General features: G+C 40.5%; 8 protein-coding genes. All 8 read left to right on the top strand.

Annotation, left to right across the window (positions count from 1 at the left end):
* Positions 1-8: 8 nt before the first annotated feature.
* The 8 genes from HPE56_RS04185 (at position 9) to HPE56_RS04150 (ending at position 16450) form a co-directional block, all read left to right on the top strand.
* Positions 9-371: a four helix bundle protein gene (locus HPE56_RS04185; RefSeq protein ID WP_188242531.1), complete on the top strand. Its 363-nt coding sequence runs from the start codon at positions 9-11 to the stop codon at positions 369-371.
* Entirely contained in the window at positions 368-6286 is a 5919-nt protein-coding gene (locus HPE56_RS04180; protein ID WP_188242530.1) for a fibronectin type III domain-containing protein, read from the top strand. Before HPE56_RS04185 ends, HPE56_RS04180 begins: the two co-directional genes overlap by 4 nt.
* A gap of 1 nt (position 6287) precedes the next feature.
* On the top strand, positions 6288-6776 hold the full coding sequence (locus tag HPE56_RS04175; RefSeq protein ID WP_188242529.1) for a hypothetical protein: 489 nt from the start codon (positions 6288-6290) through the stop codon (positions 6774-6776).
* A 4-nt stretch (positions 6777-6780) separates the two neighbouring features.
* A complete protein-coding gene (locus tag HPE56_RS04170) occupies positions 6781-7365 on the top strand; it encodes a hypothetical protein (RefSeq protein ID WP_188242528.1) in 585 nt (194 codons plus the stop codon).
* Positions 7362-12410 (top strand): hypothetical protein, encoded by a 5049-nt coding sequence (locus HPE56_RS04165; RefSeq protein WP_188242527.1) that lies wholly within the window; start codon positions 7362-7364, stop codon positions 12408-12410. Before HPE56_RS04170 ends, HPE56_RS04165 begins: the two co-directional genes overlap by 4 nt.
* A gap of 97 nt (positions 12411-12507) precedes the next feature.
* On the top strand, positions 12508-12930 hold the full coding sequence (locus HPE56_RS04160) for an endonuclease domain-containing protein (RefSeq protein ID WP_188242526.1): 423 nt from the start codon (positions 12508-12510) through the stop codon (positions 12928-12930).
* A 4-nt stretch (positions 12931-12934) separates the two neighbouring features.
* A complete protein-coding gene (locus HPE56_RS04155) occupies positions 12935-14995 on the top strand; it encodes a fibronectin type III domain-containing protein (protein WP_188242525.1) in 2061 nt (686 codons plus the stop codon).
* 3 nt (positions 14996-14998) lie between these two features.
* Positions 14999-16450 (top strand): polysaccharide deacetylase family protein, encoded by a 1452-nt coding sequence (locus tag HPE56_RS04150; protein ID WP_188242524.1) that lies wholly within the window; start codon positions 14999-15001, stop codon positions 16448-16450.
* The last annotated feature ends 103 nt before the right edge of the window (positions 16451-16553 follow it).

Here is a 16553-nt window from a genome sequence, read left to right as displayed (position 1 = left end):
AAATTAAAATGTATAAACGATTAAAGGCATATCAGGTAGCATTTGAATTAGCAATGGAGGTTTTTGAGGTATCCAAGAACTTCCCAAAAGAGGAGCGCTATGCTTTAACAGATCAAGTTCGAAGAAGTTCACGTGCCGTTTGTGCGAATATTGCTGAAGGTTACAGAAAAAGAATATACGAAAAACACTTTGTCGCCAAGTTGACCGATGCCGATATGGAAAATACCGAAACCCAAGTATGGTTAGATTTTGCTTTTTCTTGCAATTATATCAATATGGATACAAAAAGTGATTTATGTAGCAAAACAGTTGAGGTAGGTAAATTACTAGGATACATGATCGGTAACCCAAAAAAATTCAACAATAAATGATCAATAAGGTAGTAAAACATATAATCAACCAACTGCACACTGCACACTGCCTACTGCTTACTGCTTACTGCAAACTGCAAACCGCACACTGCACACTGCACACTGCAAAATTATTAACCGTCCTCAGCCTACTACTTATCCTTTTTATTACCCCGGTAAATGCACAGAACTTCCCCGTACAGGTCATTCCACAGGCCATACCCCCTGCTCCCATTCATTTTTCCGATTATGCAGATGCCAGTACCGTCAGTAGTCCGTTACGGGTGCAGATCATCCTTAATGACCTGGAGATCGCTAATCGCGAGGTACGCCTAAAGGCCTATTTCCAAGGCAATAATATTACATTCCAAAGCAATGATATCGTCGTAGGTGCCGACCCCTTGTTTTTAGAAGGTGGGGTACCCCTCATATTGACCAATGTGGAGTTGGCCCCATACTTCCAATTCCAGAACATAACGGGAATTTCCCCCAACGTGTATGGACAAACCATTCCCGAAGGAGCCTATCAATTCTGTTTTGAGGTCTATGATGTATTATCGGGGAACCGGCTTTCGAACAAAAGTTGCGCCACCACGGTCGTATTCCAAAACGAGCCGCCCTTTTTGGTAATGCCACGCAATAAGACCAATATTGAAGAGATCAATCCCCAAAACATTGTCTTTCAATGGACCCCACGAAGTATCAATGTCACCAATGTGGAATATGAATTGAGCCTTGTGGAAATCTGGGACACCCAAATAGACCCGCAGGCCGCTTTTTTAAGTTCCCCCCCGGTATTTCAAACCACGACAACGGCAACCACTTATGTGTATGGCCCGGCAGACCCCTTATTATTGTCCGGTAAGAATTATGCTTGGCGGGTACAGGCAAGGGCCAAACAAGGCATTGAAGAAATAGGGCTCTTTAAAAACGAGGGGTATAGCGAGATTTTCTCTTTCAGCTATGCCGGCAGTTGCGATTTACCCTTAAGCCTTAACCACGAGGTAAAAGGCAGTACCAATGCCAATATTTTCTGGGACGATCTTACCACCGATATTCCCGAATACACGGTTCGTTATCGCAAGAAAGGCAATGACAATGAATGGTTTATTTCCAAGACCACGACCAACCAGGTTACCCTTTGGGATTTAAAGGCAGGTACCACCTATGAATATCAGATACAAAAGAAATGTACCGTTACCGGGAGCGATTGGAGCCTCACCAAGGAGTTTACAACCTTTATTGCCGATAATGAGGCCAGTGTTTATGAATGTGGCATTAACCCGGATTTTACATTGACCAATAAAGAACCTTTGGCCAACCTAAGTTCTGGTGAGAAATTCACGGCAGGGGATTTTCCCATTAACGTTTTGGAAGTTAGTGGCAGCAATGGGCGCTTTACCGGCACAGGGTATGTGACCATTCCCTACCTGAACAGTATTCGCGTAGGCGTAAAGTTCACCAATGTATTGATCAATACGGATCAAAAACTGGCAGAGGGTACGGTGATTACCACCTATGACCCAAGTTTAAAGAATATTCTAAATATTGATGAAGCGGTTGAAACCGTAGGGAATGCCGTGGAGGCTGTGGGGGAATTCTTCGAGGGTGATAATGACCTTGACGAAATGCGTGTCAATTTCTCTATTCCAAAAGATAAGGTAAATGACTATATAACTGTAGAAGATGGCATTGTAACGATTACGAATCCTGAAAATGGCGCTTCAATTTCAGAACCCTTAGGTGACGATAAAGTTGTAGTGGATAAAGATGGACAGGTATACCATATAGATGCCGAAGGAAACATTACCGAAGGCGGCACCATTGACGCAGGAGGTGCGGTAAATACAGGTAATGTAGAAGGTGTTGCGAACAACGGTGAGTTGGAAAGTCTAACCGCCGAAGGTATTTTGGTCACTTTTAATACACCGGGCACCTTTGGTTTTGATAAAATGCCTTCTAACGCCAACGATAAACTCAAAAAAGAATATGAGATTATCAAAGATGCCGATGGCAATGATTATGTATTACCCCACCATGCCGTAAAAAAAGGAGAAGATGCCAAAATCACGGCAACCATCATAATCAAGAACAATGCCTATATAGCCGATAGCGTAGTCTTTAAAACCAAGCAAGGGGAAAAGATCCCGGCAACATTTTCTGGTAATACCGCTACTTTATCGATTAGAGGCACATACACTTTTGAGAGCGAAACCATTTATGCCGTTGTCCCCGATAAAGAAGACAGTACAAAACAACATACGGCAGGTGCTTTTACCCTTTGGCATTTGACCGAAAGAGCTGTTAAAGTAGCCTTGGTATCGGTAAATAATGCCTCCCTGGGGAACATAGAAGAAACAGTTACCAACATCTTTAAACAGGGTGTGGCCAAAATTGATTTTCAAGAAACACTAGCGTTAAGTTTTGATAAAGACAATTTAGGAACCAACGGATTGGACGTAGGTGAAAGCGCATGGGCGGCTGCCTATAACGATGAACAAAAACAACTGGTTAATGCGGTAAAAAAACTGCCAGGGTATAAAAACGACACCTATTATATTCTGGTATTTGGAGACATAACCCCTTCCCGCTCCATTGCAGGCTTTATGCCCTTGCAACGGCAAATGGGCTTTGTGTTCAGTGGTACTGGGGATGAAGAAGGTAAAGGTGGCGACAAGGGCAAGGTACTTGCGCACGAAATTGGGCACGGTATTTTTGCCTTACAACATCCATTCGCTCAATATGACATGCCTGAGAGAAGTACCGACTGGCTAATGGATTATAATGGAGGTATAAATTTACCCCATATGCATTGGGCCCAGATTCATAATCCCGATCTTAAATTCTATATTTTCCAAGATGAGGAAGATGGGGAACATTCTAGCTATGAATATATAGTAGGCTATAATGTAGTGCCAGGACTGTTTTCACAGCACATTAAAAATAATGATAAACTAGGTATATCATTTGTTTCTGCTACAGGAAAAATAATAACCCTTCCAAATGACGTGAAGGACGTTACCTTTACCAGTAAAGGTGCTCTTTTTGGATTTACTATTAATGAAAATAATAAAGAAGAAAGGTATATCGGTGCTGTTCGAAAAGCTGGAACTTCCGAAGAAAACTTTGCTGGTTATTTGAAAAACTTCAGTAATCAATCTACGGCAAAATGGGAAGACCGAGTTTATAAAGATTACGTCTCAAAAAATTTACCAAAACAAACTCTAGTTTATTTTGGTAAACTAAATAATTCTCCTTGCGGCATCAATTTATATTCCAAAACATATCCTAACAATGCTAAAGACACTTGGAACAGTGGAGGGGATAAGAATCCTTTAAATAATATAGATTTAACAGCCAATTTAAATCCAATAAATGATGAAATAATAACGTCTAATGGAGCATGTAATTCTTGTGAAGGAGGTCAGATTTTCATTGATAAATACAAAGATATTTCTGATGTGGCCACGCAAGAAGTTATAATAGATATAGCCCATCTTATTTGCAATTCTCCAAGTGACACATTATTTATTAAAGAAATTGAACAAAAAGGAATAGAACAACTTTTCGGATGGCAGCAAACAGAATATTTCGAAGGCAATTGGGACAGAAGCAAAGCGGCTTTCGAAAAATTTAGGGATTCCTATGATAATTATGTTGATTATTATTTTGCTGCCAAGGCTTATATAAATACTGCCACAGACAGAAAGGCAATAATGCAAATAGCATATAACCTTTCTGAAGAACAGCTTGCTCTGTTGACAGTTCCTGAGCGCTTGGTAATGCTAAGATTGATGGCTACTGGCCCCATGCTTGGCTACTGGACTAGTTCAAATTACAATATTGAAGCATTAGCATTAAAAATAATTCGTTCCATTACTCCTGAAAACAGTGAGGCCTTTATAAATGGATTGACCGATGCAACTTATAACATTGATGGGAAACCACTCTATAAAGCCCTTTTCGAAGGAATAGACGATGTTCTAGAAGGAGACAATTTCACCCAATTTATCCTTCATTTGACAGATTTGACACTAGAAAGGAATCATATTGGCAAAGAAAATGCTTACGACATATCAACAATCGAAGCCTTTTCAAATGGTCGTTTCTTTTGGGATGTACAAAATGAGCAATTTCTTTGGCTCTTTAATATGGTTCGAGATAATAGTAAATTAATTGTTAACGAAGTTAACAATGGAGACCTAAGCCTAAAGCAGTGTTGTATCAATGAAAAGATATACTCTACCGGTTACTATGGAAATAGTACAAGTACAGTATGTATGGAATATGCCATAGATACAACACTAAAGCCTTTTGATCTTGTATCAATTCAGATTTTTAAAGATATCTCGTTTGTCGGGACCGAAGGTGACTGTAATTCAAAAGAAGCAGTAGTTTGTGGACAAGAAGCTCTTGTCCCTGCTGCATTTCTGTTATTCCTAGATGGTAAAAAGAAAAATGCTATCACCCAGAATATTGTAACCAATACGTTAACGGCCGCATCCATATATTTTTCCGGTGCAGAAATTCTGGCAGCGAAGGGGGCTTTGACATGGGCAACTTTACCCGCTTACGCCGATTTGTTTGTCACTTTTACAGACCCCTATTTTTCGAGTCCCGGCTTCAGAGAAGACGCATCAGGCTTTATTCAGGCAAGGTTTGGCACCACAAAGGAAGAGGCAAATGAATTAGCCAACTTATTACAAACTAGTTGGACCATTGGTTCGACTGTAATGACCATTGATACCGCAAAAAAACTCCCCGACCCCAACGAGCACATAAAAGCACTGGCAACTTATAAGGCCCTAGTAAAAAAGATAGGAACCGAGGATGCCACTAAACTACTTTCCAAGGATAAAAAATTAGCAGAAAAAACAGCCAGTGGTTTCAAAAATATTGAAGAGGACATAATAAAACTTGGCAAATCTGACGAATTGGCCGAAGAAACCACAAAGGCCGAAACAAGACTACAAGGTATTATTGGTAAGAAAGTGTTTAAATCCAAAGCAGGTAAGATTCTCGTTAAAAAGGACAATTTACTTGATATTGAAAGTATTTCTGGCGAATTCAAATCTTTCACCTATAAAATTGGGGATGACTCAAATCCAATTACAAAACAAAATAGAGCCGGAACCTTTTGGAACTTAGGGTCGAATTCCTCTATTTCACATACACAATATGTTAGTGCAGACGGAAATTTTTATGTAAAATTGGTACCTGATAAAAACGATGGCCGACTACTTTTCTACGATATTGAACAAGGTAAATTTTTAGGCTGGGGAATTCTGCCTACAAAAAACGATGAACTAATAAACCCCTTAAAAGACCCATCGGATTATGAAACGCTTATCCAAGATTTAAAACTCATTCATGGTTTAGAAAAAAACACAACGAGTTTTGATTTTGGCCCCAAAGGAATTCTAGTTCGGTATGTCGATAAGCTAAACGCCTATTTAGGAAGTTATAATCCCTCAAGAACTGCTGGTGCAGCCAATGAATTGGGAACAGGAGATGTTTTAGATCGCCTAACGATGTATAAGAATTATCGGTTCGCCGATAAAAATGCTGCAGATTTTGAACCAGGTAGTATTTCAATGCTTAATATGCCCGATGTTATGGCAAGTACCCCTAACACCGAAAATTTCTTTGATGACTTCAATGCAGAATATCTTGATTTTTTAATAGTAAATAAAGATAAAACAGAGATTATATTCACAACAAACCCAATTCATCAAGATTTGTTTAAGGCTTGGGACAGTTCAAAAAATAATTATCAAAGAAACTCAAACTTACTTTTTGAACCCAGTGGATTTGCCAAAGAAATCAAATATTTACGCGATAGAGGAGTAAAGATTGTAAAATTTAAGGACGGCTCAAATTTGAATCTAGATGAGGTAGATTTAAGTGAAATGGATTGGTCAAAATGGAAATACTAATATGAAGATAATAGGTAAAGAATTTCGTCAAATGACGTCAACCCCAACAGTACAAGAAAATGATGTTCAAGGATCTATTTATACCGAATTCACATGGGGATTTATATATATATATAATGACAATATGGTTGTTAGGTGGTCCTCAATAGATAGGAAAGATAACAATGGTACTATGTATGGAACGATTCAAAACGATTTATCAGAAATAAGAAAAAAAAATCTTATTAAATCTATTGAAAAAGGCAACGACCCGGTTTCGATTGGAAAATATTCCTTATTGGATAACAACAAAATAGAAATGAGATGGAATTTCTATTACGGAGAAGATATTGAATTGATCTTTAAAGGGGAAATACTATTGAACGGTGATGCCATAAAAGGAACCTTCTATAAGAATGGGGAAGTCAGTGTGCCCAGCAGAGTGTATTATAACATCGACAAACCCTTGCCCGACCCTTTGATCCCAGAGGATGATGAAGATATAACCTAACAAAATGAAAGAAAAAAAGGAAAACAAAACACTATTCCCCAACTATTGGGCAGGTCGTGTTCCTATATATCTGATCATGGGACTAATACCACTATTGGCCGGTATAATGCATTTGAGCCTTTACTTCGATTACGATGAAAGTTATTTTAAAGGCCATGGATATTCCTTAAAAACGACTGAAATAGAAAGGCCACATTCGCTATCGCGGTTTATACTTGCGATAACGACCAATGAACGAACGGTTAGCGACACCCTTAACTATGACTCGTGGTACCATTTGTTAAATTATTATGGCGGGCCCGACCCTAGAAATAGGACACAAAATACCGAGAACATAAAACAGGCCCTGGATAGAATAAAAAAGGAGAAGCCTATACTAAAATACCGTTTCAACGAAACCGAAAAGAAGTTGACCGGCTTAACGATCGACCGAAAAACCATCCTATCTCACCATAATCATTTATTTCTCGGACTAGTATTTACCGCGTTGGGAGTATTTATGATAGGAGGTATGCTATATCTCATCATAAAGGACCCGAACAAATGGTACAAAGAAGTTAAAGATCCTTTTTCAAAATATAAAACATGAAAATCAACCACCTATATATCATCCTATTCCTTTGTTGTGGCCTTCTTAGTGCCAATGCTAACAATTCCCCCTTTGCCTGCACTGAGCGCAGCCGAAGTGAAGGGGGTGCCTGCAAGACGGGGGATATCAAACACCTATTAGAGTCCAAAGACACGATACCCGCCACTGAAAAGGACACTACCAAAACCTTGGTAGCCGATAAAAACCATCTGGCCCATTTACAACAAATGGCAACTATGCATTATGGAAATACCCAATTGAAACCCTTTGGAAAAACACCCCGCTCCAACGCCACAGCTCGCGAGCAGTTAGCACTGCACCGTCCTCAAGGGGACAACAATACTTCTGGTTTGAAGGAAGAAACAGCAAAGACCCTTCGATCATTTCCTATGCTCGATCAAAAACTGGCAGAAGGCCAAAACTTCAATATTTCCTTTGCAGACCGGGAACCCGAATTTACCCCGGAATTCATTGCCGCAAATTTTGAGAAGAACCCTGCTGCTGAAAAATTTATAAAAAATGCAAAAGGTGCCTTGGATGCGGTTAAAGAACTAGGGAATTTTGTCGATGTTCTAACCGGTAAAGAACTATTGGAACTCCCCGTAGGGCTCAAAAAAAAGGACTCAACATCCGGAAATACGGTAGAATTAGCCGTTGCTGAAGTAAAATTCACCCCAGGGTATGCCTTGTTGAAAGTTTGGGGACGTATGATCATTCCGGAAAAAGGTGAGTTTGAAAATGAAGAAGACCGTGGCGTAGAACGGGAACTCTTTTTTGGGGCCGAAAATGTGAAACTCTCCCACGAAGGTGGACTTTCTGGCGATATGAAACTGGTATTATTAGGAGACCAGGCCGTACCCATTCAAGGAGACAACTGGCTATTGACCCTAAAAGGGGGCATTGACCTTGAAAATGGCACTTTCACTGACCAATCCTATATTGAATTCAGTTGCTCGGACCTAAAAGGGATAAGTCTCGAAGGGGATTTACGGATTTCCCGAAATGTGTTGCTACCAATAACCAGCGGCGGCAATTATGTGTGTGGCGATAGCCCCGATAACAAATATCTGAAAGATTCCGATGTGGTCAACAACAAATGTTATGTCGGGGCCGAATTTAGCATAAAGGCGAATGGCTGGAATGATCTTTTCGTAGAGGTTTCCCTGCCAAAATTTGAAATTAGGGGCTTAAAAGGATGGGGGTTTAATGTGAAGCGCGCTGTTTTGGACCTGAGTGATAGTCGTAATGCCAGTAGCATGAAATTCCCTAAAGACTACAGTGAGGTGCTCATTAGAGGGCAGCGTGAACTATGGCGAGGCTTTTATGCCAAGGAAGTCAGTGTGATGTTACCAAAAGGTATTGAGGATACCAAAAAGTCAAACGGTCGTGTGGAATTCGGGGCTCAAGATTTGATATTGGACAGTCAAGGCGTATCCGGAACTTTTTTCGGCGAAAACATATTGCAAACCGGTGACGGTGCTGCGGGTAAATGGGCCTTTACCATTGATGATATAAGTATTTCCCTATCCCGAAATTCCCTCATTGGTGGTTCTATAGGAGGGGATATCGCCGTACCCATTTTTGAGAAACCCATGGATTACGAAGGGTATATTGCTCCTGACAACTATGGGTTGGAGGTGGGACTCAACAGCAATTACAAAACCCCCGTATTTCTAGGTGAAATGCAATTGGAACGGAACTCCAGTGTAGCCATTAATGTAATTGAGGGGAACGTGTACCCATACGCCAACCTAACGGGAAAACTGGCCATCGCAGGTAAGATCAACCAAAAAGAAGGGGATACCACTCCCCCAGACACCGAAGATGACAAAAAAGGATTCGCATTTAACGGCATCAGTTTCCAAGAGTTGGAACTGCAGACCGAACCCGGCAAAAAACCCATACAAGCCAAGTCATTTGGCTATGAAGGTGAAATGAACCTCATGGGCTTTCCTGCATCTATCGGTGATTTACAATTAGTGGACACCAATAATCAAGTAGGTCTTGATTTCGATCTGAAAATCAATCTGGATGGGGATGGCTCATATGCGACCACAAGTATGGCCATACTAGGGAAACTGGAAGATGGAGCCAAAATACAGGAGTGGAAATTTGAGCGGGTAAAAGTAAATGGTATTGATATCGATTATACCAAAGGCAACCTGAACATCAAGGGTGCTTTGGAAGTCATGGAAGACGACCCCACCTATGGTGACGGCTTTGCGGGTGAATTAACTGCATCTTTTGAAAAACTAAAATTCAGTGCAAACGGTAAGGCCATGTTCGGCAAAACGGATTTTAGGTACTGGTTCGTAGATATCTGGTCGGACACCAAGAAAGGCGAAGAAAGTAAATTTTTGATCAATTCCTTCGTAGGTGGAGTATCGTACAAAATGCGGAAGACCAGAGGCAATAGTGATGGTTTTACACCTTCAAGTGCAGTTTACACTCCAGACAATACGGTAGGGCTGGGACTACGTGCCGGTGTTAAGATCAGCACGAAGAATTCTGATACCTTCAACGGAAAGGCCTATCTGGAAATGGTATACAATACCCATGGCGGACTCAATAGAATCGGATTTATAGGTGAAGGAGCCTTTATGGGCGACAATACCACGGGCAGTAGCACAACATCGGATTTCGGTGCGTTGAACAAAACACTGGAAAAGGTCAATGATTTTTATGAAAAAAATAAGGACAAGGCCGAAAAATATTCCAAATATGCCGATTACCTACCTATGGCAAAAGAAGCCATTCCCCTTCATGACGTTGCTGCATCAGGAAAAATCGGAGCATTCGTAGGTATCGAGAAAGACTTTGAAAACGATTCCTTTAAAGGGGAATTTGAGATTTATTTAGACCTAGAAGGGGTTAAGGGAGGGGGCGACAACAATCTAGCGGGTTATGCCAGTATCTACACCTCACCCAATGATTGGCATGTTTACATTGGTACGCCTCAAAAACGAATTGAACTCCTTTTCCAAGTCGGGGTGCAACTCAGGGTTGGTGGATATTTTATGACAGGCACCGACCTACCCATGCAATTGGACCCCCACCCAATGGTTGTAAAAATATTGGGTGATGACATGCTCAATGGCAACCGCCAAGAAAACCAATTGACCTCCGGAAAAGGGTTTGCCTTTGGAATGAACTTCGCCTATGGTTATAATTTTGACTACCTAATATTCTACGCATTCGTTGAACTGGGTGCCGGTTTTGATGTAATGCACGCCTATTATCCCGATGCCAAATGTGTGGGTCGCCCAGGGCCTATCGGTAATAACGGGTGGTATTCCATGGGGCAGGTATATGCCTATCTCTATGGGGAATTCGGGGTAAAAGTGAATCTGACATTTATAAAAGGTAAATTTAAAATTGCCGAAGCTGGTGTAGCCGCAATGCTCCGTGGACAATTTCCGAATCCCGCATATTTTCAAGGGTATGTCGGCATGTACTACAAAATACTTGGGGGCCTCGTCAAGGGCCGTATGCGCCTAAAAGTGGAAGTAGGAGAGGAATGTGAACTGGTAGGTATTAACAATGCCGTTGGTGTACCTATGATATCGGACGTAACCCCTAGGGATAAAAGTGATGATGTTTCCGTATTTGCGGCCCCACAAGCTGTTTTCAATTATGCGGCCAATCACGATTTTACGGTAGATCTCGAAGACGGGCGAAGAACGTTCAAACTACAATTGAAGAACTTTACCGTTACCTCAGAAGGGCAACAATTGGAGGGGGAACTGGAATGGAACGACACCAATGATGCGGTAACCTTTAAACCTGCCGAAACCTTACCCTCAGAAAAAGAAGTGAAAGTCGTGGTCGAAGTCAGTTTTGATGAAAAAATAGGGGGTACCTATCAAACAATGACCGAAAATGGCAATCCTGTCATAGAAAAACAGGAAGCCACCTTTACGACTGACTTGGCGCCAGACCATATACCGTTGGAGAATATTGCCTATATGTACCCGGTTATGGAACAGCAAAACTTTTACCCTGAAGAATATGATAAAGGTTACGTAAAAATGATTACCCCACAAAATTACCTTTTCAATAGTGGGTATGAAATGAGGGCTGAATTTTCCTCCACTGCTACGGGCCAAGGTATACGTACCAAATTGTCCTACGACCAATCAAAAGCTACCGTTTTTTATGACGTGCCCGAGATGACATTGGGAACCCCATACAAACTTAATTTAATGGCTTTTCCTCCCGGAGCGGATATTCAAACTGAAATCATAGTTGAGGAAACGGAATTGTTCGCTGATCAAGAGAGTGGTGACACCAACTGGTTTGATGTAGCTACCAATTCACAGGACAAAGAAACCATAACTACCTCAAGTAGTGCCGTGGTATCCAATAAAAAAGCCGCTAATGTCACGGTATCGAACGGCGCCCCGAAATCTATTCTGGAATATGACTTTAAAACCAGTAAACATGCCTCCTTTAAGGATAAGGTAAGGGACCTAACAGTTATCAATAATCTCACCAATTACATCTATGCTGATGTACATTCATTATCTATTAAAGTTGCGGATTATGAATATTTTGAGAAACTAGAGGTTTCTGGAGGAAAGTATACAGCTTTACAACCCTTGGTATATGCCCAAGCCATTTTGGATGATGATTATTACAAAAAGAAAATATATCCTTTACTTTATGAGAACTATCCATTAGACGGTAATATATACGTTGATCGCGATGAATCCATTCTTGGAGTGCCACCGATCCGTTCCTTTTATGTAGGCCAGGAATATCTGGCCAATTTAGAGAACAATCCAGGATCCTCCTGGGTAAAGAACAGGATTCCATTTGTATATAATTTACCCTACCAGTACAAATCGGATATGGTTCATTTACGCAATAGAATTATCAATCGATATTCATATTCTGATGGCAATACGGAGCAATTCAATACATTCAAATATTTACTGACAAGCTTCCCTCCATTGCCTTTAGGAAGCTTTAAGGCCCAACTTATTTACAGGACCCCTGGGAATCTGTATCAAAAAGGATATCAGATAAAATATAAAAATGATTGATTGAAAGTTGATAATGTATTTGTTTAAAGAAAAAGATAATTAGTGTAAATAATATAGTTCCCCTCTTGAGAGGGGTTAGGGGTGTGTAAAAGAAAGCATGAAGAAAAGAAAAATTATTCCATATAACCACAAATTAAAAGAGTTTGCACGCGAATTGAGAAATAATTCGACTAAGGCAGAAGTGATTTTATGGCAGAAAATTAAAAGAAAACAAATGTATGGTTACGATTTTCATCGACAAAAACCTCTTGGTAACTATATAGTTGATTTTTTTTGTCACGAATTAATACTTGCAATCGAAGTAGATGGATATTCACATAGTTTACTCGAGGTATATAATAGGGATATTAAAAAAGAAAAAGAATTGAATGGTTTGGGCGTTCATGTTCTTAGGTATTCAGATTATCAGGTTTTAAAGGACACCTATAATGTTCTGAATTCAATTGAAAATTATATTACTGAATATGAAAAACACACCCCTAACCCCTCTCAAGAGGGGAACGGTAAGGGTAAAGAATAAAATAATGAAACAAATTGGAATTTTACTTTTTTTTATAACAAGCTTGGTTGGAGCCCAAGAAACGGCATCGGTGCAGGTCATTGCCCGTTCATTACCGGATAAGGTGATGCTCCGTTGGGCAGTAGACCAGCCACTGGCGTGGAAAAAGGCCAATGAAATCGGTTTTCTTATAGAACGGTCTACCATCTCCCGTAACGGGGAGGCCGTAATCCCGATTGAACGCCAACTCATGGTGACAGACCCATTAAAACCGAAACCATTAAATGAATGGGAAGCCTTGGCGACCCAAGACCAGAATGCCGCCGTAATTGCGCAAGCTTTATTTGGCGATAGCTTTGAAACAGAGGTTCCCGGGAGCCAAATGGGAGCGGTTTATGCCATAAATGATGAATTGGAACAACGTTTCACCTTTGCATTGGTAGCAGCAGAACAAAATTTTGAGGCCGCTATGTTGGCAGGCTGGGCCTTTGTGGATACCAGCGTGGAAATAGGGGAGAAATACATGTATAAGGTCTACGTGCCTATACCACCCGATAATCTTAGCAACATTGAAGAAGGTACGATTTATGCCAGCCCAGACATGTATGAACCTTTACCAAAACCAATTGGATTGGTCGGGGTCTTCGATGACAGTCGTGTTACCCTAAGTTGGAATTTCAATTTACTTCAAAGCTATTACACCAATTATATATTGGAGCGTTCCGACGACAACATGTCTTATATGCCATTGAATGGCGCCCCTATTTTTAGTGCCCAACAACAAGAAGACACCCAGCAGGTCTCTCTTTTCTATAACGATTCCATACCCAACAATAAAAAATTCTATTATCGGTTAAAAGGAAAAACGGCTTTTGGGGAAATCGGACCTTATTCTGACCCCATTGAAGGTCAAGCAAGAAAAAACCTGGGATTTGTACCAAGAATCTACAGAAAAGAAATACCTACGGACAACAAAGTCATACTTTATTGGGAATTTGACGATAAAGGAAACGAATTGATCTCTGGTTTTGAACTTCGCCGTGCCAATACGAACAAAGGTCCTTATGAGACCGTAAAAAAGGATATTCCAATTACGACAAGGAAAACCTCCTTTGAAGGACTAAAGCGTTCCAATTATTTTACCATTGTGGCCATGGGTAAAAATGGTACAGAGAGTGAATCCTTTTCATCCTTGGTACAACCCGTTGATTCCATTCCTCCTTTAGCACCCAAAGGTTTAACCGGTGTGATGGATACTACCGGAATCGTTAAACTCTCATGGGATAAAAATATGGAAGAGGATTTAAAGGGGTATCGCATTTTTAGGTCGAACAATCCAAATGTGGAATTCAGTGAAGTGACCAACGAAAGTTTCAATGCTGAAATGTATAATGACACCCTTCCTGTACGCAATCTGAACACCAAAGTATATTATAAATTACAGGCAGAGGATCAAAGGTACAACAGGTCGGGATTTTCCCAAATGCTCATAGTGGACAAACCGGATGTACTTCCTCCATCGCCTCCTGTTCTCACGAAATACGAAGTTTCGCAAGAAGGTATCCGGATCAATTGGATACCCAGTAGTAGTCAAGATGTAGCCTCACATATGATTTTTAGAAAAGCCATGGATGATCAGGCAGCGTTATGGGAAAAAATATATGAAACCAGCGCTAAAAATGACAGTACTTTTTTGGATACCGAGGAATTGGAACGAAATCAGTATAGCTACACCGTGATAGCCAGGGATTCTGTCGGATTGGAGAGTAATCCTTCGAGTCCACTAACCGTGGTGTGGCATGGCAAAACCATTAGCGAGGATGATATAAAATTCTCTGGAACGGTAAACAGGGAATTGCGTTTTATCAATCTTTCTTGGAAAATAAAGGACCAAGAGGTTTTGGAATACCGACTATATCGTGGAACAAGTCCAGATAATTTACGATTGTACAAGACATTGGTAGGTACTACCAAGGGGTATAATGATGTTGATCTGGAAATCAACTCTGAATACACCTATGGGTTGCAAATGGTGTTAAATGGAGGAAGAACATCTTTAATTAAGAAAATCAATGTAAAATATTAGGTTATGCGAGTAATATTCATTTTCGTTCTCTTTTTTATTTTTAGTAATTATGGTTATAGCCAATCTTATCATTTCAGGGTTTCAGCCTCAGATATTGACAAGGCAACTGGATATCGTGGATGTAGAAGTGGTTGTATGCCTCCGGAATCACGAATGGACATAAAAGTAAAATGTGCAAATGGTTTGGAATACCCGTTAAATGTATCTACTGAGGTATACGGGGGTGCATTGAACCTTCAGTTAAGATCGGCGATATGGGAGGTATTAGTACCCAGTAAGCCCCTAAGTGTCCTTATTACTGGGGTTTATATTGAAGATTCTCAGTATCCCGAGGAGGAGCTTTATTGTATCTCTCGAGATGATGAAACCACAATATCTGTGAGCAATTCCAACATTACAACCTATGATTTTGAGTACGACGAGTGTTTAATTGCTGATATAAGTATAGAATCCAGACCTTTAAACACCTTAAATGCAGGTGTATCACCAATATGTTATTTGGACACTATTGATTTAACAACATCTGATGATCTCGACAATTCATTTTACAACTGGGTATATAGGAGGCCTGGTGAAAGCAATTGGAATACCATTACTAAATTTAATGGTAACACTTCTATCGATGTAACACTAGCCGATTTTAATGGGTATAATACAAATGAAATAATTGAAATTGCCGTTAATTATGAGCCAGGAATATTCTCAAATTCTACTACCATCAGTTTTGTCGGTTGTTCCCCTGGACTTGTAGGAACCCCCCAAACCACCAACACAACCTGTTTCGATAGCAACGATGGTTCGGTCACCCTTACTTTTGATGATAATGTGGATACGGCCAATGGGTACCAAATGCGTTATATCGTCTATGAAGGGGATTATCCTATCGACCCAACCGATGAAGAACTAAAAAAGAAAAATCCGACTTTTCCAGGAACAACCAAACAAACCATAGCCGATCCTTTTGTGGAACTGAATCCAGTGGGAGGGGGTAATTACAAAGGAAAACTAGAAGGACTGGATGGGGGCAACGAAAATGGGGGCAATTCAGCTACTTATTTCATAGTATACCAAGAAGTAATGTACGACGGTTTAAATGTTACTGTTAAAAGTGGAAAGATAACCCCTCAGTTTACCATAAACAGGCCCTCACAGGTAGAGATATCGGTGGACAATATTATCCAGCCCCAATGTACAGGGGAGACCGGGGAAGTTACCCTTTCCGCATCGGGAGGACAGGAATTTGAGTCTGGCACCTATCAATTCTCCAATAATGGGGGAACTACTTGGCAGACCAACCCTACCTTTTCCAATCTGGCCCAAGGACAGACATATACCTTTTCTGTACAGCATGTACTTGCAGACGGTGAATGTATAAGCTCCACAACCGAACAGGTCTCGATAGACGAAGTGTTGAATTCCATATCCATCGATTCCGATTCGGGGTGGCAGCACTAATTTACTAACCACAATGCGTTAATTATCAATTACTTATAAGCTCTTTTTTGAACGGTTAACCGAAGTCTAAACTCAGTTCAAAATGGCACAAATTGATGCAAAT

The sequence above is a fragment of the Maribacter aquimaris genome (genome assembly GCF_014596745.1).
GTDB lineage: Bacteria > Bacteroidota > Bacteroidia > Flavobacteriales > Flavobacteriaceae > Maribacter_A > Maribacter_A aquimaris.
This window is presented reverse-complemented; position numbering and strand designations above follow the sequence as displayed.

What these genes read in the sequence shown, in the direction of transcription:
- HPE56_RS04185 (WP_188242531.1), top strand. Translation starts at nt 9, where the DNA reads ATGTATAAACGATTAAAGGCATATCAGGTAGCATTTGAATTAGCAATG.
- HPE56_RS04180 (WP_188242530.1), top strand. Translation starts at nt 368, where the DNA reads ATGATCAATAAGGTAGTAAAACATATAATCAACCAACTGCACACTGCA.
- HPE56_RS04175 (WP_188242529.1), top strand. Translation starts at nt 6,288, where the DNA reads ATGAAGATAATAGGTAAAGAATTTCGTCAAATGACGTCAACCCCAACA.
- HPE56_RS04170 (WP_188242528.1), top strand. Translation starts at nt 6,781, where the DNA reads ATGAAAGAAAAAAAGGAAAACAAAACACTATTCCCCAACTATTGGGCA.
- HPE56_RS04165 (WP_188242527.1), top strand. Translation starts at nt 7,362, where the DNA reads ATGAAAATCAACCACCTATATATCATCCTATTCCTTTGTTGTGGCCTT.
- HPE56_RS04160 (WP_188242526.1), top strand. Translation starts at nt 12,508, where the DNA reads ATGAAGAAAAGAAAAATTATTCCATATAACCACAAATTAAAAGAGTTT.
- HPE56_RS04155 (WP_188242525.1), top strand. Translation starts at nt 12,935, where the DNA reads ATGAAACAAATTGGAATTTTACTTTTTTTTATAACAAGCTTGGTTGGA.
- HPE56_RS04150 (WP_188242524.1), top strand. Translation starts at nt 14,999, where the DNA reads ATGCGAGTAATATTCATTTTCGTTCTCTTTTTTATTTTTAGTAATTAT.